At 64.3% G+C, this 19637-nt stretch carries 19 protein-coding genes and 1 pseudogene; 14 read left to right on the forward strand and 6 right to left on the reverse strand.

The genetic code is table 11. The annotated features are described in order from the left end of the window. The first annotated feature begins 93 nt into the window (after positions 1–93). The 3 genes and pseudogenes from V1286_RS32870 to V1286_RS32880 all read left to right on the forward strand — a co-directional run bounded on the left by V1286_RS32870 (position 94) and on the right by V1286_RS32880 (position 2836). A complete protein-coding gene (locus V1286_RS32870) occupies positions 94–1005 on the forward strand; it encodes a peptidylprolyl isomerase (protein ID WP_334487001.1) in 912 nt (303 codons plus the stop codon). A gap of 162 nt (positions 1006–1167) precedes the next feature. Then, positions 1168–2410 (forward strand): annotated as a pseudogene (argJ, locus tag V1286_RS32875) (bifunctional glutamate N-acetyltransferase/amino-acid acetyltransferase ArgJ). A 15-nt stretch (positions 2411–2425) separates the two neighbouring features. Next, the gene (locus tag V1286_RS32880; RefSeq protein ID WP_334487004.1) at positions 2426–2836 is read left to right on the forward strand and encodes a (deoxy)nucleoside triphosphate pyrophosphohydrolase; all 411 of its coding nucleotides are present in this window, start codon (positions 2426–2428) and stop codon (positions 2834–2836) included. A gap of 172 nt (positions 2837–3008) precedes the next feature. Here the strand turns inward: V1286_RS32880 and V1286_RS32885 are convergent, their stop codons facing one another. Beyond that, positions 3009–3854 carry a methyltransferase domain-containing protein gene (locus tag V1286_RS32885; protein WP_334487006.1) on the reverse strand — a complete coding sequence of 282 codons (846 nt, stop codon included), beginning with the start codon at positions 3852–3854 and terminating at the stop codon, positions 3009–3011. 245 nt (positions 3855–4099) lie between these two features. On the opposite strand from V1286_RS32885, the gene V1286_RS32890 reads away from it, so the two are divergent. Genes V1286_RS32890 through V1286_RS32905 form a run of 4 tightly spaced genes read left to right on the forward strand, consistent with a single transcriptional unit; the run spans position 4100 to position 6555 of the window. Continuing rightward, complete coding sequence (locus V1286_RS32890; protein ID WP_334487008.1) at positions 4100–4909, forward strand: ComF family protein; 810 nt, start codon at positions 4100–4102, stop codon at positions 4907–4909. A 28-nt stretch (positions 4910–4937) separates the two neighbouring features. Continuing rightward, complete coding sequence (gene grxC, locus V1286_RS32895; protein WP_334487010.1) at positions 4938–5210, forward strand: glutaredoxin 3; 273 nt, start codon at positions 4938–4940, stop codon at positions 5208–5210. Beyond that, positions 5207–6085 (forward strand): carbon-nitrogen hydrolase family protein, encoded by an 879-nt coding sequence (locus V1286_RS32900; RefSeq protein WP_334487013.1) that lies wholly within the window; start codon positions 5207–5209, stop codon positions 6083–6085. Before grxC ends, V1286_RS32900 begins: the two co-directional genes overlap by 4 nt. Then, complete coding sequence (locus V1286_RS32905; protein ID WP_334487016.1) at positions 6082–6555, forward strand: DUF1178 family protein; 474 nt, start codon at positions 6082–6084, stop codon at positions 6553–6555. The genes V1286_RS32900 and V1286_RS32905 overlap by 4 nt, the downstream gene beginning before the upstream one ends. A gap of 124 nt (positions 6556–6679) precedes the next feature. Here the strand turns inward: V1286_RS32905 and V1286_RS32910 are convergent, their stop codons facing one another. The 3 genes from V1286_RS32910 to V1286_RS32920 form a co-directional block, all read right to left on the reverse strand. Continuing rightward, positions 6680–7579: an EamA/RhaT family transporter gene (locus V1286_RS32910; RefSeq protein ID WP_334487019.1), complete on the reverse strand. Its 900-nt coding sequence runs from the start codon at positions 7577–7579 to the stop codon at positions 6680–6682. Between the two features lie 252 nt (positions 7580–7831). Beyond that, positions 7832–8593 (reverse strand): bifunctional 2-polyprenyl-6-hydroxyphenol methylase/3-demethylubiquinol 3-O-methyltransferase UbiG, encoded by a 762-nt coding sequence (gene ubiG, locus V1286_RS32915; RefSeq protein ID WP_334487022.1) that lies wholly within the window; start codon positions 8591–8593, stop codon positions 7832–7834. Positions 8594–8596: 3 nt separating this feature from the next. Next, positions 8597–9076, reverse strand: coding sequence for a PH domain-containing protein (locus V1286_RS32920; protein WP_334487024.1), 480 nt, complete (start codon positions 9074–9076; stop codon positions 8597–8599). Between the two features lie 174 nt (positions 9077–9250). On the opposite strand from V1286_RS32920, the gene V1286_RS32925 reads away from it, so the two are divergent. The 5 genes from V1286_RS32925 to V1286_RS32945 all read left to right on the forward strand — a co-directional run bounded on the left by V1286_RS32925 (position 9251) and on the right by V1286_RS32945 (position 16342). Next, positions 9251–10504, forward strand: coding sequence for an aspartate kinase (locus V1286_RS32925; RefSeq protein ID WP_334487026.1), 1254 nt, complete (start codon positions 9251–9253; stop codon positions 10502–10504). Between the two features lie 326 nt (positions 10505–10830). Beyond that, positions 10831–13098, forward strand: coding sequence for a phosphoenolpyruvate--protein phosphotransferase (gene ptsP, locus V1286_RS32930; RefSeq protein ID WP_334487029.1), 2268 nt, complete (start codon positions 10831–10833; stop codon positions 13096–13098). Between the two features lie 56 nt (positions 13099–13154). Next, entirely contained in the window at positions 13155–14234 is a 1080-nt protein-coding gene (gene prfA, locus V1286_RS32935; protein WP_334487032.1) for a peptide chain release factor 1, read from the forward strand. After that, positions 14231–15103 carry a peptide chain release factor N(5)-glutamine methyltransferase gene (gene prmC / locus V1286_RS32940; protein WP_334487035.1) on the forward strand — a complete coding sequence of 291 codons (873 nt, stop codon included), beginning with the start codon at positions 14231–14233 and terminating at the stop codon, positions 15101–15103. The genes prfA and prmC overlap by 4 nt, the downstream gene beginning before the upstream one ends. A gap of 489 nt (positions 15104–15592) precedes the next feature. Continuing rightward, on the forward strand, positions 15593–16342 hold the full coding sequence (locus V1286_RS32945; protein ID WP_334487038.1) for a DUF4167 domain-containing protein: 750 nt from the start codon (positions 15593–15595) through the stop codon (positions 16340–16342). A gap of 147 nt (positions 16343–16489) precedes the next feature. Here the strand turns inward: V1286_RS32945 and V1286_RS32950 are convergent, their stop codons facing one another. Then, complete coding sequence (locus V1286_RS32950) at positions 16490–17236, reverse strand: methyltransferase domain-containing protein (protein WP_334487040.1); 747 nt, start codon at positions 17234–17236, stop codon at positions 16490–16492. Positions 17237–17358: 122 nt separating this feature from the next. Here V1286_RS32950 and gloB point away from each other — a divergent pair, with 122 nt between their 5' ends. Both gloB and V1286_RS32960 read left to right on the forward strand, forming a co-directional pair. After that, the gene (gene gloB, locus V1286_RS32955; protein ID WP_334487043.1) at positions 17359–18126 is read left to right on the forward strand and encodes a hydroxyacylglutathione hydrolase; all 768 of its coding nucleotides are present in this window, start codon (positions 17359–17361) and stop codon (positions 18124–18126) included. Further along, the gene (locus V1286_RS32960; RefSeq protein WP_417021207.1) at positions 18126–18557 is read left to right on the forward strand and encodes a cupin domain-containing protein; all 432 of its coding nucleotides are present in this window, start codon (positions 18126–18128) and stop codon (positions 18555–18557) included. The genes gloB and V1286_RS32960 overlap by 1 nt, the downstream gene beginning before the upstream one ends. Before the next feature lie 82 nt (positions 18558–18639). Here the strand turns inward: V1286_RS32960 and yddG are convergent, their stop codons facing one another. Next, the gene (gene yddG / locus V1286_RS32965) at positions 18640–19512 is read right to left on the reverse strand and encodes an aromatic amino acid exporter YddG (protein WP_334487045.1); all 873 of its coding nucleotides are present in this window, start codon (positions 19510–19512) and stop codon (positions 18640–18642) included. Between the last annotated feature and the right edge of the window lie 125 nt (positions 19513–19637).

The following is a 19637-nucleotide window of genomic DNA, read 5'->3' on the forward strand; positions in this document are numbered from 1 at the left end:
TCATTTTGACAGACTTTTCGCGTTGCCAAGGCCGCATGATTGGGCGAGTGTCCCGCCGCCTTTGCCGCCCCTTCTTCAAGACAAGGATTTTCCATGACCACCTCGTTCCCGGAAACGAAAACCGGCCTGCGCTTCGGCCTCGCCTCCCTGGCCGCGACGGCCTGTCTGGCCGCGGTTCTGGCCGCCAGCCTGCCGGTTCGTGCCCAGGACAACCCCGTTCTCGCCAAGGTTAACGGTGTCGAGATCCGCCAGAGCGATGTGGCGCTCGCGGAAGAGGAACTCGGCCCCAGCCTCGCGCAAATGGACCCGGCGACCAAGAAGGACAATGTGCTGGCCTTCCTGATCGACCTGAAAATCGTCGCCAAGGCCGCCGAGGACAAGAAGGTCGAGAATTCCGAAGACTTCAAGAGGCGCCTGGCGTTCAGCCGCAGCCGCCTGCTGATGGACAACCTGCTCGCCACCGAGGGCAAGGCTGCGACCACCGACGAGGCCATGAAGAAGGTCTATGAGGAGGCCGCCAAGCAGATCACCGGCGAAATGGAAGTCCACGCCCGGCACATCCTGGTCGAGACCGAGGACGAGGCCAAGGCGATCGCGGAAGAACTGAAGAAGGGCGGCGACTTCGCCGAACTGGCGAAGAAGAAGTCCAAGGACCCCGGTGCCTCCGATGGCGGCGATCTCGGCTTCTTCACCAAGGAACAGATGGTGCCGGAATTCTCCGCCGTGGCCTTCACGCTCGAACCCGGCAAGATCTCCGATCCCGTCAAGTCGCAATTCGGCTGGCACATCATCAAGGTCGAGGAAAAGCGCGCCCGCAAGGCCCCCGACTTCGAGCAGGTCAAGGCCCAGATCGAGACCTATGTGACGCGCAAGGCGCAGGCCGAATACGTCGCCAAGCTGCGTGAGGCCGCCAAGGTCGAGCGCATGGACAAGCCGGCCGAAGCCGCCAAGCCGGACGCCGCCAAGCCTGCGGATTCCAAGATGGCGCCCCCGGCGAAGAAGTAAAAAATCGCTGTTACTTCTTTCAGACCGATAGTATCTACCATCGTCATGGCCGGGCCGAAGCGCCCGGCCGTTCCATGTCTGGGGACCTGTTGACCGGCCCTGAAGGCGTGGATGGCCGGGCCAGGTCCGGCTACGGTTGATCTGGTCGAAGAAGGTGCACCCATGTCCACACCCGTCTCCCCTCTCGCCCCGATCGATGTCCCCGAGATGCCCGCGATCGCGGGTGTGAAACTCGCCACCGCCGCCGGCCGGCATCCGCTACAAGGGGCGGACCGACGTGCTGCTCGCCGTCATGGACAAGGGCACCACGGTCGCCGGCGTCTTCACCAAATCGAAATGCCCGTCCGCTCCCGTTGAATGGTGCCGCGCCAAGCTCGGCCGGGGACAGGCCCGCGCGCTGGTGGTGAATTCCGGCAACGCCAACGCATTCACCGGCAAGACCGGCAAGCAGTCGACGGCGCTGACCGCGCAAACCGCAGCGAAGGCAGTCGGCTGCACGACCGGCGACGTGTTCCTGGCCTCCACCGGCGTAATCGGCGAGCCGCTCGACGCCACCAAATTCGACGGCGTGCTGGCGACGCTGACTGAGGCCGCCACGCCCGACCACTGGATGGATGCTGCCAAGGCAATCATGACCACCGATACTTTCCCGAAGGTCGCAACCGCTACGGTGAAACTCGGCAAGGCCAAGGTCACCATCAACGGCATGGCCAAGGGCGCCGGCATGATCATGCCCGATATGGCGACCATGCTGTCCTTTGTGTTCACTGACGCGCCGCTGTCGTCGGCCGTGCTGCAGTCGCTGCTCAAGAGCGGCGTCGAGGATACGTTCAACGCCGTCACCATCGACAGCGACACCTCGACGTCGGACACCCTGCTCGCCTTTGCGACCGGCGCGGCCGCAGCCCGCGGCGCGCCGAAGATCAGCCGCGCCAGCGACCCGCGCCTGAAGGCGTTCGCCAAAGCCTTCCGCGACGTGCTCGCCAACCTTGCCGAACAGGTGGCCCGCGACGGCGAAGGCGCGCGCAAGCTGGTCGAGGTGATCGTCGAAGGCGCGACCACAAAAACCTCGGCGCGCCGAATCGCAATGTCGATCGCGAATTCGCCGCTGGTGAAGACGGCGATCGCCGGCGAGGACGCCAATTGGGGCCGCGTGGTGATGGCGGTCGGCAAGGCCGGCGAGCCCGCCAACCGCGACAAGCTTTCGATCTCGTTCAACGGCATTCGCGTCGCCAAAAGTGGTGCGCGCGATCCGTCCTACAACGAGGCTGAGGTTTCCGAGGTGATGAAGAACCCGAAGATCCAGATCAAGGTCGCGCTCGGCCTCGGCAAGGGCCGCGACCGCGTGCTGACCTGCGACCTCACCAAGGAATATGTCGCGATCAATGGCGACTACCGATCGTAAGCGAGACACCGGCGCATGGCTGACATCAAGCTCACCCTCGTGGTCGCCTGCGCCCTGGTCGATGCCGACAAGCGCGTGCTGATCGCGCAACGCCCGGAAGGCAAGGCGCTCGCAGGCCTGTGGGAGTTTCCCGGCGGCAAGGTCGAGCCCGGCGAACGGCCGGAGCAGACGCTGATCCGCGAACTACACGAGGAGATCGGGATCGACGTCAGCGAGCCATGTCTGGCGCCGCTGACGTTCGCGAGCCACGCCTATGACAGCTTTCATCTGTTGATGCCGCTCTACATCTGCCGGCGCTGGGAGGGCATGGTGATGGCGCGCGAGGGCCAGCAACTGGCCTGGGTCCGCGCCAACAAGCTGCGCGACTATCCGATGCCGCCTGCGGACATTCCGCTGATCTCGCATCTGATTGATTTGTTGATGTGAGCGCAGCGCCTCTTCCGCCGCACGCAGAGCCCCGACACAAAATCGCGAAAACAACCCCATGCAAAGTAGGATGGGGCCGGCTCGCCGCACTCGTGCTGCTTGCGTCCGGTGCACGAGAAGAAAAATGGTCCGTCGTCACGGCCCAACCTGATCTCATCCTGCTTTAGGTTGTCTATTTGGGCGCAGTCTTCTTCACCGCCGCCTCCAGGCTCGCTTTCGCCGAGCCCGGCTTCAACGGCTTTTGCTGGCTTTCATGCGGCGCCCAGCCGGAGAGCCAGACAATATCGAAGGTGGCACGGATGCGGCCGTCCGCGTCGGCAAAACGTTCACCGTAACTCTGCGCCATGCGCAGCATAGTGGCGCGGCGGGTCGGCGTGCGCCGGCGTTCGCGAAGGATGTTGGTCGCGCCCATGCGCCTCAAATCCTGCATCAGCGCGAACGCGCTGTCGTAGCGCACCACAACGCGGTCGACGTCGGTGACCGGCAGCGCAAAGCCGGCGCGCTGCAGCAGCGCGCCAATATCGCGCAAGTCCGCAAACGGCGCGACCCGCGGCGACACCCCGCCCTCGCATTCGGCTTCCGCGGCGGCGAAGCTTTGCCGAAGCTCGGTCAGCGTATCGCCGCCGAGCATTGCCGCGAGCAACAGCCCGTCCGGCTTTAGAGCGCGCCGCATCTGCGCGAGCACGCCGGGGAGATCGTTGACGAACTGGAATGCGAGCGCCGAGACGGCGAGGTCGAGCGATTGTGGTTGCAGCGGCAGCGTTTCGAACTGATCGAGATCGATGCGCCTGATCGACTGGAAGCGATCGGCAATGGGCTTTCGCAGCAATTCGCCCGGCGTCCAGACATCGGCAACATCGACAAAATTCCGCGTCACCGCCTGCAGCCGCTCTTCGAAGTCCTCCCTGACGCGATCAAGCAGGAACGTCACCGGCCCGCCACGCCGCGCGCGGTCGATGCGCGCGCGCAGCAATGCGCGGTCGAACAGGATGGGGGCGGCGGTCGGGTTCGAAGCCATGCCGGTTGGTACGACGGTCAGAGATCCATCTCAATCCCTCTTCATGACGAGCGCGGCTTCGTAACCTCGAATCGAGAGTTAAGCATCTTTCGCGAAGTTCGGGCCTTCGCAAAGCAAACTCGCTGCTTCATCCGCTTTGAGCGATCATTCTTCCGGCCCGTGCTTCCGAAACAGCCGGAAGCCGGGGGCAGATAACAACAGTTCATCGACTTGAGCGTGGTGCAGGACGGCGCTAGCTTCTCCCGATGGACGCCGAGGCATCACCACCACGCTCCATTTCCAGCCATCTTCGCGGCGCGTTGAGCGCCTGCCGCGACGCGTTTGCGCATCTGCCGCGGCTTGCGCTCGACATCGCGCTGCCGACGCTGTGCGTTTCCTGCCGCGAGCCGGTGGATGGCGAGGGCGTCTGCGCGGCGTGCTGGGCGAAACTGTCGTTCATCGCGCCGCCGTTCTGTCCGCGGCTCGGCATTCCCTTTGTGTACGATCCCGGTCCGGAATTGCTGTCGATGGAGGCGATCGCCAGCCCACCAGCCTACCAGCGCGCCCGCGCCGCGGTGCGCTATGACGACGTCGCCCGCACGCTGGTCCATTCGCTGAAATACCAGGACCGCACCGATCTGGCGCCCGCGATGGGCCGCTGGATGGCCCGCGCCGGCCAGGAATTGCTCGCAGAGGCCGACGTGCTGGTGCCGGTTCCGCTGCACTGGCGGCGCGGCTGGAGCCGTCGCTACAACCAGTCCGGCGCGCTGGCGCGGGTGATTTCGCGCCAAAGCGGCGTAAAACTGGCCTCCGAGGCGCTTCGCCGCATTCGCGCGACCGAGCAACAAATTGGCCTGTCCCGTCCGCAGCGTGCCAGCAATGTGCAGGGCGCCTTCAAGGTCGCCGCCGATCGCATGGCTGATATCCAGGGCCGCCGTGTCATCCTGATCGACGATGTGCTGACGTCAGGCGCCACGACCGACGCCTGCGCCCGGGCGCTACTGCGCGCCAAAGCCGCACAGGTCGACGTACTGGTATTCGCGCGGGTTGTGGACAGCCACCGCGCTCCCATATAATTCAAACACTTGCCAACCAGAGCGCGCCATGACTGCCATTGAAATCTACACCCGCCCGGGCTGCGGCTATTGCACCGCTGCCAAATCGTTGCTGACGCGCAAGAACGCCGCGTTCACAGAATTGAACGTGGCGACCGACGCGGCCTATCGCGAGCAGATGTACGATCGCGCCGGCCACGGCTCGACCTTTCCGCAGATTTTTATCGGCACAACCCATGTCGGCGGCTGTGACGAGCTCTACGCGCTGGACCGCGCGGGCAAGCTCGATGGCCTGCTGGCGGGAGAAGAGGCTTCCTCATGAGCGCTGGCTCGACCTTTACCGCCGCCATGGTGCAGATGCGCACCGGGCTGTTGCCCGAGCCGAGCCTCGAGCAAGGCACCAAGCTGATTCGCGAGGCCGCAGCGCAAGGCGCCGATTACGTGCTCACGCCTGAGGTGAGCAACATGATGCAGCTGAACCGCAAGGCGCTGTTCGAGCATCTCGCCTCCGAGGAAGACGATCTCTCGCTGAAGGCCTATCGTGCGCTCGCCGCGGAATTGAAGATCCATCTCCATATCGGCTCGCTGGCGCTGCGCTTTTCGCCGGAGCGCGCGGTCAATCGCTCCTTCCTGATCGGGCCCGACGGCAATCTGCTCGCCTGCTACGACAAGATCCATATGTTCGATATCGATCTGCCCGGCGGCGAGAGCTATCGCGAGTCAGCCAATTATCAGCCGGGCGAAACGGCCGTGATCTCGGATCTGCCGTGGGGCCGGATTGGTCTCACGATCTGTTACGACGTGCGCTTTCCGGCGCTCTATCGCGCATTGGCCGAAGCCGGCGCGTCGTTCCTCACCGTGCCGTCGGCCTTCACCAGAAAGACCGGCGAGGCGCATTGGCACACGCTGTTGCGCGCCCGCGCCATCGAGACCGGTTGCTTCGTCTTCGCCGCGGCGCAGGCCGGCATGCATGAGAACAAGCGCGAGACCTATGGCCATTCGTTGATCATCGCCCCCTGGGGCGAGATTCTCGCCGAGGGCGGCGTCGAGCCCGGCGTGTTCCTCGCCGAGATCGATACCTCCAAGGTCGAGACGGCGCGGAAAGCCGTGCCGTCGTTGCAGCACGGACGGCGCTTCGGCATTGCCGATCCCAAGGCAGGGCCTGAGCATCTGCATCTGGTCCGGGGTTCGGCATGATCCGCTACAATCTTCGCTGCGAGAAGGGCCATGCGTTCGAAAGCTGGTTTCAAAGCTCCGCGGCTTATGAAAGCCAGGAAAAGCGCAGACTGGTGAGCTGCCCCGCCTGCGGCTCTGTCAAGGTCGAGCGCGCCATCATGGCCCCGCAGATCGTGAGCAAGAAGGGCCGCGAGGCCGCCCGGCCTACGCCGGCAGCGCCTGCGGAAGCAACGGCATCATCGGAATCGACGCCACTCCTGATGGCGCAGGAGCGCGAGCTGCGCGCCAAGCTCAAGGAATTGCGCGATCACATCGTCAAAAATGCCGACAATGTCGGCGAGCGCTTCCCCAACGAAGCGCGCAAGATGCATTACGGCGATATCGAGCATCGCCCGATCTACGGCGAGGCCTCGCCGGACGAAGCGCGCGCGCTGATCGACGAAGGCGTCGAGGTCTCGCCGCTGCCGGTGCTGCCGGAAGACAGGAATTGATGCGCGGCGCGTTTTCGTAGGGTGGGCAAAGCGAAGCGTGCCCACCATTTCACAGCTAATATCCTGTGGCGGAAGATGGTGGGCACGGCGCAAACGCGCCTTTGCCCACCCTACGATTCCCGAATCAAGCAGCTACCAGCAACGCCACGCCGGTCACGATCAGTACGATGCCGGCCAGTTCACGCGCCGATAGCGGCTGCTTGAACGAATAATACGCCACCGCCTGCGCGAACAGCACCTCGACCAGCGCCAGCGTCCGCACATTCGCGGCCGCCGTCAGCGCAAAAGCCAGGAACCAGAATTGCGAGGCGAATGCGCCCATGAAGCCCGCGAGCATCGAGGGCCGCCACAGGCCGAAAATCTTCACCAGCACATCGGGCGCGCGGGCGAGCAGATAAATCGTCAGCACCAGCGTCTGCACGAACAGGCCGAACACCAGCGTATAGGACGCCGCCGTTACGAAGGAGACGCCGGGCACCACGATCACCGCGCCGCGAAAGCCGACGGCCGACAGGGCGAACGCCGCCGCAGCCGCGAGGCCCAGCAATGTCGGCTTCAAATCCGCAAAGCCCTTCTCAGCGCCAGGGCGCAGCGCGGCGATGACCACACCGGCGGTCGCGATCAGGATCGCGATCACCTTCAGCACCGTCAAATGGTCGCTGAGAAAGATGAACCCGAAAATCGCGGTCTGGATCGCCTCGGTCTTCAAATAGGCCGTCGTCACCACGAACGAACGGTCGTTCATTGCCAGCAGCATCATGCCGGTGCCGACGATCTGGCTGAGTGCGCCGAGCAACAGCCACGGCCAGAAGGCGGCGGTCGGCCACGGCACGCCGTCGCCGGTCACGGCTATCACGACCGCGAAGAAGATGATCGAGAACGGAAAGCCGAACAGGAAGCGGATATTGGTCGCGCCCCAGGTCCCGAGCGGCCCCGTCAACGATCGCTGCATCGCATTACGGGCGACCTGGCCCAGCGCAGCGATGATGGTGAAGGGAATCCAGAGCGTGGCGACGGAGAGCATGGGAAGTACCGGCAGGAAGCTGCCGCACCGTGCCGGTCGGGATGCGTTAGGTCAACAGAACCGGCGTCATGACAGGATTGCGCGCGCACCACAAACGGTCGTCGTCCCTGCGAACGCAGGGACACATACGCCGTGCTCTCTCATGTGAGCCCGAATGGCAGACGTCTCGTAACCCAATTAGCACCGCGGAGTATAGGTCCCTGCGTTCGCAGGGACGACGATAGAGACGCCGATAGATCTGGGGCTAATTAACTACGCCCCCTCCGCCACCACCATGTAATTCACGTCCATGTCGGACGAGATGCTCCATCGATCGGCAAGCGGGTTATAGACCACGCCGGCCTGCTCGGTGATGGTGAGCTTGTTGTGGGCGAGATGCCGGGCGAGTTCGTCGGGCGTGACGAACTTGTCCCACTGGTGGGTGCCGCGCGGCAGCCAGCGCAGCACATATTCGGCGCCGACGATCGCGAGCGCAAAGCTCTTCCAGTTGCGGTTCAGCGTCGAGACCACCATCAAGCCGCCCGGCTTGACCATGGCCGCACAGCGGGCGAGGAACGCGCCGACATCGGTGACATGCTCGATCACTTCCATCGCCAGCACGACGTCGAAGCGCTCGCGCACGTCCATCGTCTCGACCGTGGTGCAGCGGTAGTCTATCGACAGATGTCCCTTGTCGGCATGCAGCCTCGCGGCGGCGATGTTGGTCGCGGACGGATCGATCCCGACCACCTGCGCGCCCAGCCGCGTGAACGGCTCGCACAACAGCCCCGCGCCGCAACCGATATCGAGGATGCGCAGGCCCGACAGGCAACTCAGGCTCCTGGCGTTGCGGTCGAACTTGCGGCATGCGGCGTCGCGGATATAGGCCAGCCGCAGCGGATTGATCTTGTGCAGCGGGGCCATCTTGCCTTTGGGATCCCACCACTCGTCCGACAATTTTGAAAATTTTGCGACTTCGGCGGGGTCGACCGTGGAACCGGAGAATCCGGCGGAGGAATTTTGCTGCATGGCCATGGTTCAGGTGCCGGGCGGTCGCGTCGTGATGGCATTGCGAAACGCCAGCGGCGACGCAATGGTGTCGATCGTCTTGTTGCCCTCGCCGACTCCGAAGATCGACACGTCGCCGTAATTGAGGATGCGGCCGAGAATGCTCTGGTTGACGTCGACGCTCTCGACCTTGTCGATGCCCATCTCGAACGTTTGCCGCTTGATGAAGCCGGTCTTGTGGACCACGCGCATATTCGTAACGTCAGTCTCGGTGGTCCAGTGGTAGAACCAGGCGGTGGCCGTTTTATACAGCGCGAAAATCGCTGATATCGCGGCCATCGACAGGCACAGCAACATCGACGTGTCGGCCGCGACCAGGCGGGAGAGCACCAGAAACGCGATCGCCACGACCCAGCCTGCGATCGCAGGCAGGAAAAATATCCAGTGCGCGTTGGTCGAATACAGCACCCTCTCGCCGGGCTGCAGGATATCATCGATATAACGGCCCATACGCCTACCCTGAATTAACCCGCTACCACAGCCATTTGCGCCATTTTTGGGCCGAAAACGAAGCTGGTTGCTTGCTCCGGACCGCGCCGCTATGTATACGCCGCTTTCGGCCCGGGCGCTCCACTTTCCGTACGGGTCACCTAACTTATCCTCACAGGGAATGCACGCGTCGTCATGGGCCGCCTCGTGATGAAATTCGGCGGTACGTCCGTCGCAAACATCGACCGAATCCGCAACGTCGCGCGTCACGTCAAGCGCGAAGTCGATGCCGGACACGATGTCGCCATCGTCGTGTCGGCCATGGCTGGCAAGACCAACGAGCTGGTGGAATGGTGCCGCGACGCCTCGCCGCTGCATGATGCGCGGGAATATGACGCCGTGGTGGCATCCGGCGAACAGGTGACCTCGGGCCTGCTCGCGATCGTGCTGCAGGGCATGGGGATCCAGGCCCGCTCCTGGCAGGGCTGGCAGATCCCGATCAAGACCTCCGACGCCCACGCCTCGGCGCGGATTCTGGAGATCGACGGCACCGAGATCAGCGCCCGCTTCAAGGATCGCAAGGAAGTCGCCGTCATTGCCGGCTTTCAGGGCATCAATCCGCAGACCAACCGGGTAACCACGCTCGGGCGCGGCGGCTCGGACACCTCGGCGGTGGCTATTGCGGCCGCGATCCGCGCCGACCGCTGCGACATCTATACCGACGTGGACGGCGTCTACACCACCGATCCGCGGGTGGTTCCCAAGGCGCGGCGGCTCGACAAGATCGCCTTCGAGGATATGCTGGAACTGGCGTCGCTGGGCGCCAAGGTCCTGCAGGTGCGCTCGGTGGAACTCGGCATGGTGCACAACATGCCCGTGTTCGTCCGTTCCAGCTTCGACAAGCCCGAGGATATCGACCCGCACGGCACGCCGCCGGGCACGCTGATCTGCAGCGAGGAGGAAATCATGGAAAGCCACGTCGTCACCGGCATCGCCTTCACCAAGGACGAAGCCCAGATTTCCCTGCGCCAGATCGAGGACAAGCCCGGCGTCGCCGCCGCGATCTTCGGGCCGCTGGCGGACGCTAACATCAATGTCGACATGATCGTCCAGAACGTCTCCGAGGACGGCAAGACCACCGACCTCACCTTCACCGTTCCGGCCTCCGACTATAACCGCGCCCGCGACACCATTACCTCGTCGAAGGGCAAGATCGGCTATATCAGGCTCGACAGTGCCACCGACGTGTCGAAGGTCTCCGTGATCGGCAGCGGCATGCGCAGCCATGCCGGCGTCGCGGCGAAGGCATTCAAGGCGTTGTCCGAGCGCAATATCAACATCCGCGCCATTACCACCTCCGAGATCAAGTTTTCGGTGCTGATCGACGCCGCCTATACCGAACTTGCGGTGCGCACGCTGCACACGCTCTACGGGCTCGACCAGACTTAGAACGATTTTCTCTCAAATTTAGCGCATGGTCTGATCGCCAAACCGGCGGCATTTTGGCAGGTCATGCACTTCGCTGGCGCAGCATCGGCTCTGACATACACGTTATTGCTTCTGGCAAGCGTTTTGCTTGGCAAAACAAGCCTCGATTGGCTATACGGCCTGTGAGGTGGGTTGCCGCAAACTGCGCCACGGTTTTGGCGATCCCGATTCGGCCGGGATCAGGTGCCTGCGGTCGCGCCGAATGAATAAAATTGTAGTGTTTCGTGCGTTTCACGCCAGCTGCCGGCCACCCGGCAGGCTGGACTCGCGGGGGAGGATACCAGCACATGCGGAGCACGTCGGGAGGCCCCCGCGTCTTGTTGAGACGGCTCCGCGAAACCATGGCGGAGAAGGTCTCGGCGCAGGAGCGCCTGGACAAGATCGTGGTGCTGATCGCGGCCAACATGGTGGCCGAGGTCTGCTCCTGCTACGTGCTGCGCATCGATAACACGCTCGAACTCTATGCCACCGAAGGTCTGAACCGCGACGCGGTGCACCGAACGGTGCTGAACGCGCATGAGGGCCTCGTCGGCCTGGTCGCCAGCGAGGCGAGCCCGCTCAACCTCTCGGACGCGCAAAACCACCCGGCCTTCTCGTTCCGCCCCGAGACCGGCGAAGAAATCTACCATTCGTTCCTCGGCGTGCCGATCCTGCGGGCCGGCAACACGCTCGGCGTGCTGGTCGTCCAGAACCGCGCCAAGCGCACCTATGTCGAGGAAGAGGTCGAGGCGCTGCAGACCACCGCCATGGTGCTGGCGGAAATGATCGCCTCCGGCGAACTGGCGGCGCTGGCACAACCCGGCGCGGAACCGGCGGCGCGGCATTCCCTGCACAAGACGGGCGCGATCCTCTCCGACGGCATCGCGCTCGGCCATGTCGTGCTGCACGAGCCGCGCGTCGTCATCACCAACTACATCGCCGAAGACCTGCCGAAGGAAATCAAGAAGCTGGATGCGGCGCTGACCAAGCTGCGCGCCGACCTCGACCGCATGCTGGAGCGCGGCGACGTCGCCGAGGGCGGCGAGCACCGCGAGGTGCTGGAAGCCTATCGGATGTTCGCCAACGACCACGGCTGGTCGCACAAATTGCACGAGGCGGTCGCCACCGGCCTCACCGCCGAAGCCGCCGTCGAACGCGTGCAGTCCGACACCCGCGCGCGCATGCTGCGCTCGACCGATCCCTATTTGCGCGACCGCCTGCACGATCTGGAAGATCTCGGCCACCGCTTGATGCGGCAATTGGTGGGGCAGGACCACGCGCCGTCGCGCGAGCAGCTTCCCGAAAACGCCATCCTGATCGCGCGCGCGATGGGCCCCGCGGCGCTGCTCGACTATGACCGCAAGCGCCTGCGCGGACTGGTGCTGGAGGAAGGCACCGCCAACTCCCACGTCTCGATCGTGGCGCGCGCACTCGGTATCCCCGCCGTCGGTGAGGTGCCGAACGCGCCCGGCATCGCCGATCCCGGCGACGCCATCATCGTCGACGGCACTTCGGGCTCGATCTATGTCCGCCCCTCGGCCGAGATCGAATCGGCCTATGCCGAGCGGGTGCGGTTTCGTGCGCGGCGGCAGGCGCAGTATGCCGCGCTGCGTGACATGCCTTGCGTCACCAAGGACGGCCAGCCGGTCGAACTGATGATCAATGCGGGCCTCGTGATCGACCTGCCGCATATCGACGACACCGGTAGCGCCGGCATCGGGCTGTTCCGCACCGAGTTGCAGTTCATGGTCGGCCAGAGCCTGCCGCGATCCTCCGACCAGCTGGCGCTCTATCGCACCGTACTGGACGCCGCCGGCTCCAAGCCCGTGACGTTCCGCACCCTCGATATCGGCGGCGACAAGGCGCTGCCCTATATGGAGACCGTGGTCGAGGAAAATCCCGCGCTCGGCTGGCGGGCGATCCGGCTCGGGCTGGACCGGCCAGGACTATTGCGCGGCCAGATCCGCGCGTTGCTGCGGGCCGGCGGCGGCCGCGCGCTGAAGATCATGTTCCCGATGATTTCCGATGTCGCCGAATTCGACCAGGCCAAGGCGATTGTCGAGCGCGAGCTGACCTATTTGCGCCAGCACGGCCATGCGCTGCCGGAACGGATCGACGTCGGCACCATGGTGGAAGTGCCGGCGCTGCTCTATCAGCTCGACGAACTCTTAAAGAAGGTCGATTTCGTTTCGGTCGGATCGAACGACCTGTTCCAGTTCATGTTCGCGGTCGATCGCGGCAACGCCAAGGTTTCCGAACGGTTCGACACCATGTCGGCGCCGATCATGCGTGCGCTGCGCGACATCGTGCGCAAGGCCGATGCGGCGAAGAAGACGGCGTCGCTGTGCGGCGAGATGGCCTCAAAGCCGCTCGGCGCGCTGGCCCTGATTGCGCTGGGTTACCGCTCGCTGTCGCTGTCCGCCACCGGGCACGGTCCGGTGAAGGCCATGATCCTCGACCTCGACGCCAAGAAGGCCGAGGCTGTCATCATGCCGCTGCTCGACGCGCCGGCCGGCAGCGTCTCGATCCGGAAGAAACTGACGGAATTCGCGGAAGCCGAGGGGCTGTCGTTGTAGCGAGGCTCGGTCCCGACAACTTAGCCGTCCGCATCCGCTGCCCTGAGAACAACGCCATGCTACCCGAAGCCAAACTCGATATCCTGCTCGCCCACCACGCCTCGCTCGAAGCCGAGTTGCTGGGCCAGGTGAATTCCGAGAAATACGTCCAGATCACGCGCGAGCTCGCCGAGCTCAACCCGCTGATCGACGCGGTGAAAGACTATCGCGCGGCACGGGCCGAGATTACGGGCGCCGAATCGCTGCTGGCGGATTCCGCCAGCGATCCGGAAATACGCAGCATGGCCGAAGCCGAGCTCGAAACGCTGCAGGCGCGCGTGGCCGAACTGGAGCAGAAGATCCGGGTGGCGCTGCTGCCCAAGGACGCCATGGACGACCGCAACGTGATGCTGGAAATCCGCGCCGGCACCGGCGGCGACGAAGCCTCGCTGTTCGCCGGCGACCTGTTCCGGATGTATGAGCGGTTTGCCTCCCTGCAGGGTTGGAAGGTCGAGGTGATCTCGGCCTCCGAAGGCACCATGGGCGGCTTCAAGGAAATCGTCGCCGAAGTGCAGGGCCGCGGCGCGTTCGCCAAGCTGAAATTCGAATCCGGCGTGCACCGCGTGCAGCGCGTGCCCGACACCGAAACGCAGGGGCGCATTCACACTTCGGCGGCAACGGTCGCCGTGCTGCCCGAGGTCGAAGACGTCGATGTCGACATCAAGAACGACGATCTGCGAATCGAGACCATGCGCGCGCAGGGCGCCGGCGGCCAGCACGTCAACAAGACCGAGTCAGCCATCCGCATCACCCATATTCCGACCGGCATCGTGGTGATGATGCAGGACAGCCGCTCGCAGCACAAGAACCGCGCCTCCGCGATGAACATCCTGCGCTCGCGCATCTATGACGCCGAACGCCAGCGCGTCGATGCCGCGCGCTCCGCCGATCGCAAGGAGAAGGTCGGCTCCGGCGACCGAAGCGAGCGCATCCGCACCTATAATTTCCCGCAAGGCCGCGTCACCGACCACCGCATCAACCTGACGCTCTACAAATTGCCGCAGGTGATTTCGGGCGAGGCGCTGGGCGAATTGATCGACGCGCTGACGACCGAGCATCAGGCCGCCCAGCTTGCTGCGCAAGGCGCGGTGGCGTGAGCGCACCGACCGTCGAGGCCGCGCGGCGCGCGCTCGCAGCGAGACTCAAAACCGCCGCCGTCGAATCCGCCGAACTCGACGCGCGGCTCCTGACAGGCCATGCACTTGGCCTCGACCTGACCGGCTTGATATCGGCCGCACGCCGCCAACTCACCCCGGACGAATCGGCACGCCTTGAGGAATTCGCGCGCCGTCATCTCGCGGGCGAGCCGGTTGCGCGCATTCTCGGCGAGAAGGAATTTTGGGGCCTGCCGCTGCAGCTCTCATCCGCGACGCTGGTGCCGCGGCCCGATACCGAGACGGTAGTCGAACTGGCGCTGGAACTGCTGCGCGCCAATGGCGACCTCGATCGCCCGTTGCGCATCGCCGACCTCGGCACCGGCACCGGCGCAATTCTTCTGGCGCTGCTGTCCGAATTGCCGGCGGCGCAAGGATTCGGGACCGACATTTCGCAAGCCGCCTTGCAAACCGCCGAAGCCAATGCAGCGCGCGCAGGGCTATCGGATCGCGCGACGTTCATCGCGTGCGATTATGCAAGCGGACTAATCGGCCCGTTCGATCTGATCGTTTCGAATCCGCCCTATATCCGCACGGCGGATATCGATGGGCTGGCGGCAGAGGTGCGGAATCATGATCCGCCGGCCGCGCTCGATGGCGGCGCCGACGGGCTGGATGCCTACCGCGCCCTAATCCCCCAGGCGGCGCGCCTTCTGGCAGCGGGCGCCCCCCTCGTTGTGGAAGCCGGAGAAGGCCAAAGCGGCCCTATCCAGGCCTTGATGGCGACCGCAGGGTTAATGCCTGTGACAGCCCCCAAAGCCGACCTGGCGGGCATTCCGAGGGCCGTCGCGGGTCACAAAATGGCCCGATAAAGTCCTTTTGGAACGCAAAAAAACCCCTTGGAATATTCCCCGGGAGCGACTACGTTCCGGCCACAACATCGGTCCAGGGTTGCTGGCCCCGTAAGACGATGCGGGTGAGGCCAGAGTTCTCGAAACGAGAGCCCGCCGGGTGAAAGGTTCCAAAAGCAGGTCGAATTGAGCGCAATAGCTGGAGCTGTGCTGCTCTCGACCGTAAAGCGAACGAAAGCCTGATATTGCGCTTGAAGACTTACGCAACAGCTGGTCACGCAAAGTCGTCACGCAAGACGATTAGGCTGGTTTTGGCAGGCTGAACGATTTGGTCCGGCGGGCGTTGTACGCCGCCGGTTGGGGAACGCGTCTTTGCTGAGCGCGATGGTTGGCGAAATCGACGACATGAATCTGAACGGCATCGTGATTCGGTGCGTCTGAACGCGCGCCGGGTCGGATCAGGCTACGACGGCAACTGCATTAACTTCAGGGCTGGAATAAAGGCGAGACATGAGAAACGGTCAGAACAACAAGCGGATGCGTAACCGGAATAACAACAATAGCAACAACAACAATAATAACCGGCGCGGTCAAAACCCGATGACCCGGGTGTTCGAATCGAACGGGCCCGATATCAAGATCCGCGGCACCGCCTCGCACGTCGCCGAGAAATACGTTCAGCTGGCGCGCGACGCGCGCTCTTCCGGCGACCCGGTCGCGGCCGAGAACTACTACCAGCACGCCGAACATTATTTCCGCCTGATCGCAGCCGCGCAGGAGCAATTCCGGCAGAACCAGCCGCAGCCGCGCGTCGATACCGAAATGCAGCCGGTGACGGAAGACGGCGACGACGACGGCGAGAGCTTCTCGCATTTCGGCCAGGAGCCGGGCTTCGTCCCGCAGCAGCCGCAGCCCTACGTCCGCGACAACAATCCGCGCGAGCAGCGCGGCGACGGCCAGCCCTTCCAGCGCGACCAGCAGCCGCGCGAACACCATCGCGAGCGCGAGCACCGTCCGCAACCGCAATATCAGCCGCAACCCCAGCCGCAGCCGGTGATTACCGACACCGGCGGCGTCGATCGCCTGCCCTCCTTCATCACCGGCCCGCAGCCGCAGGTGAACGGCACGCCCGGCGGGTATGAAGAGGGCCGTGGCGGCGAGCGTTTCCCGCGCCGGCGGCGCCGGCCGCACGGTCCGCGTCCCGAGGGCATGGCCGCACCTGCCGCGCCCAGCGAAGATTTCAATCCGGGGAATGAGTAAGTAGTTCACCCACACTGGTCGTCCCTGCGAACGCAGGGACCCATACGCCGCGGCCTTCATTGGAGGCACGCGGGTTGACGACTTCCTGAAACAAATACCGCCTGTGGTTATGGGTCCCTGCGTTCGCAAGGACGACGAGCGGATAGACTATGCCTTATCCCGTGTCGCCGTCGACGACGGCACCAGCACCGGCTCCAGCGATGGAATCAGCCGCGTGCGTTCGCGGCCCGCGGGGATCGCGCGATAGACCTGCTTGGTCGCTTCCACGATATGGACGCCCGCGAACGGCAGCGACAGCGCGGCGCCAACACGCTCCCACGCCATCGCCGAGCGCAGGAACCAGCTATTGCCGACCGGCGGCAGGAACAGCGCCTCGCCCCACGAAGCCGGCGTGAACCAGGTCTGCCGCAGCAATTGCGTGATCTGCGCGCGCGAATAGGGCCGGCCGTGACCGAACGGCGTGTTGTCGGTGCGCGTCCACACGCCGCGCCGGTTCGGAATCACCGCGATCAGGCGACCCGATGGGGCCAGCACGCGCCACACCTCGCGCAGCAGGCGCTCCGGATCGTCGGACATTTCCAGCGCGTGGACCAGCAGGATCCGGTCCACCGCGGCGTCCGGCAGCGGCATCGAGAATTCATCGATCAGGGTCGCCAGCGCAGGCCGCGCCGTCGGCCATTTCAACACGCCTTGCGCCGCCGGCATAAACGCGATGCAGCGTTCGGAATCCTCACGAAACAGGCCGAGATAGGGCGTCGGGTAGCCGAGCCCGAGCACCCGCTGCCCGGCCGCATCGGGCCAGCGTGCCCGGATGCCGCGGTTGATCAACTGCCGCGCCACGATGCCGAGGCGCTGCGAATAGAAATCGCGGAGATCGATGACGTCGATGGTCATGGGCGTAATCTACCACACCGTGTTTCGTTGCGGCGCGCCGAAAATGGCATTGCCGCGCGAGCGTTAACGCCATATTTCTTTGGAATTACTGGGGCGTTGGAAGCCTTAATCACGGAGCTATCATGGCCGCAGAAATTCGCACCTTCACCTGCCTCAACGACAATTTCGGCTATTTGATCCACGATCCCGCGACCAAGGCCACCGCATCGATCGACGCGCCGGAAGCCGCCCCGATCATCAAGGCGCTGGAGCGCGAGGGCTGGACGCTGACGGATATTCTCGTCACCCACCACCATCACGACCATGTCGGCGGCGTCGCCGAACTGAAGCAGAAATATAGTTGCCGGGTCGTCGCCCCCAACGACAAATCCACCAAGATCGCCAATGTCGACCTGCGCGCGGCCCATGGCGACGTGATCAAGGTGGGCAGCCTGCTGGCGCGGGTGCTGGAAACGCCCGGCCATACGCTCGATCATATCTCCTACGTATTCGACACCGAAAAGGCGGTGTTTGCCGCCGACACGTTGTTCTCGATCGGCTGCGGCCGGGTGTTCGAGGGCACCTATCCCATGATGTGGGATTCGCTGTTGAAGCTGCGCGCGCTGCCGGACGATTTCAAACTCTATTGCGGCCATGAGTATACGGCATCGAACGTCAAGTTCGCGCTGACAGTCGACGGCGACAACCCCGCGCTGAAGGCGCGCGCCGAAGAAGTGACGCGGCTGCGTGCGGAAAACAAGCCGACGATCCCGGTGCTGCTGGGCGAGGAAAAGAAAGCCAACGTGTTCCTGCGCGCCGACGAACCGTCGGTGGCGGCGAAGCTGCACATGAAGGGCGCCGGCGCGGCCGAGGTGTTTGGCGAACTCCGCGAACGCAAGAACAAGTCCTGATGGCGCTGCCGCAACAGGCCGCCGAGATCATCGCGCGGCTGGACCTCAAGCCGCATCCGGAAGGCGGGCACTATCGCGAGACGTTTCGCGACGCGAGCGTGGATGCCGACGGACGCTCGCGATCGACCGCGATCTATTTCCTGCTGGCCCGCGGCGAACGCTCGCACTGGCATCGCGTCGATGCCGTGGAGACCTGGCACTACTATGCGGGCAGCGCGCTGACGCTGCGAATCGCGGATGGAAACGGCGAGCGCAGCATCAAACTCGGCGCCGATCTCACGGCCGGCGAAACCCCGCAGGCGGTCGTGCCCGCGCATGCGTGGCAGGCTGCCGAAAGCACCGGCGACTGGACCTTGGTAGGCTGCACCGTGGCTCCCGGATTCGAGTTTGCGAAATTCGAACTGGCGCCGAAGGGGTGGAAGCCAGTGTAAAATTTGTAGGGTGGGCAAAGCGCAGCGTGCCCACCATCAATCTGCACATGTATCTTTGAGGGCACGCTTCGCTTTGCCCACCCTACGGATTCTTCCGCCAAACCATATCCTTTGCGGCGATCAGGCCGCCGCCGGCGATCAGGATCGCGGCGATGGCGATCGTGGCGGTCGGCTGCGCAAAGCCGGCGAGAATCAGAAATGTCGTCGACAGCAATGGCGTGGCGTAGGACGCGGCGCCGAGCACGCGGATATCGCCGCGTTTCATACCGATGTCCCAGACGAAGAATGCTGCCCCCACGGGGCCGACGCCGAGCGCAATGATTGCCAGCCACTGCCCAACCGTCTCAGGCCACACCGTGGTCTCGACCATGCCATGGACGAGCGCGGCCAGCAGCGCAGTGGCGAGACAGAAGCCCGCCACCGCATCCGTCGGCACCGCCTTGAGCTTTCGCGACATCACCGAGTAGGCCGCCCACACAAAGGCGGCAACGAAGGCTGCGGCCAGGCCCGGAATCTGGCCCGGCGTAAAGCTGCCGGTGTTGCCGGCGAACAGCAGTACCGTTCCGGCCAGACCCAACACGGCGCCGATGATGTGATGCGGTGCCAGCCGCTCGCCTGGCAGCAGCGAGGAGAACAGCACGATCAGGAGTGGCCAGAGATAGTTCAACAGGCCGGCTTCCGCGGGCGGCGCGAAGCGCAGCGCGAGGAAATACAGCGCGTGATAGCCGAACAGGCCGCCGACACCGACGACCCAGGCGATCGGCGGCTGCCTAAGCGCATTGAAGGCAGAGGGCCGGAACAGGAAGCTCGCGAATGCGACCAGCGCGCCGATCGCAAATGTCATCGCGGCGAGTTGGAACGCGGGAATTTTCCCGGTGGCAACCGTCAGGACCGACAACAGCGACCACATCAGGATCGCGGTCAGTCCGATCAGCGTAGCGGTGCGCGGTGTCATGGGTCCGTCATTGCGAGCGAAGCGAAGCAGTCCATCTTTCTGCTTACATAGCGAAAATGGATTGCTTCGTCGCTAGCGCTCCCTTGCGCAAAGGCTTCGCGTTTGTCGCAGGCAATGACGGAAAT

Origin of the sequence: Bradyrhizobium algeriense (assembly GCF_036924595.1) — a bacterium.
Taxonomy (GTDB): Bacteria; Pseudomonadota; Alphaproteobacteria; order Rhizobiales; family Xanthobacteraceae; genus Bradyrhizobium; species Bradyrhizobium algeriense.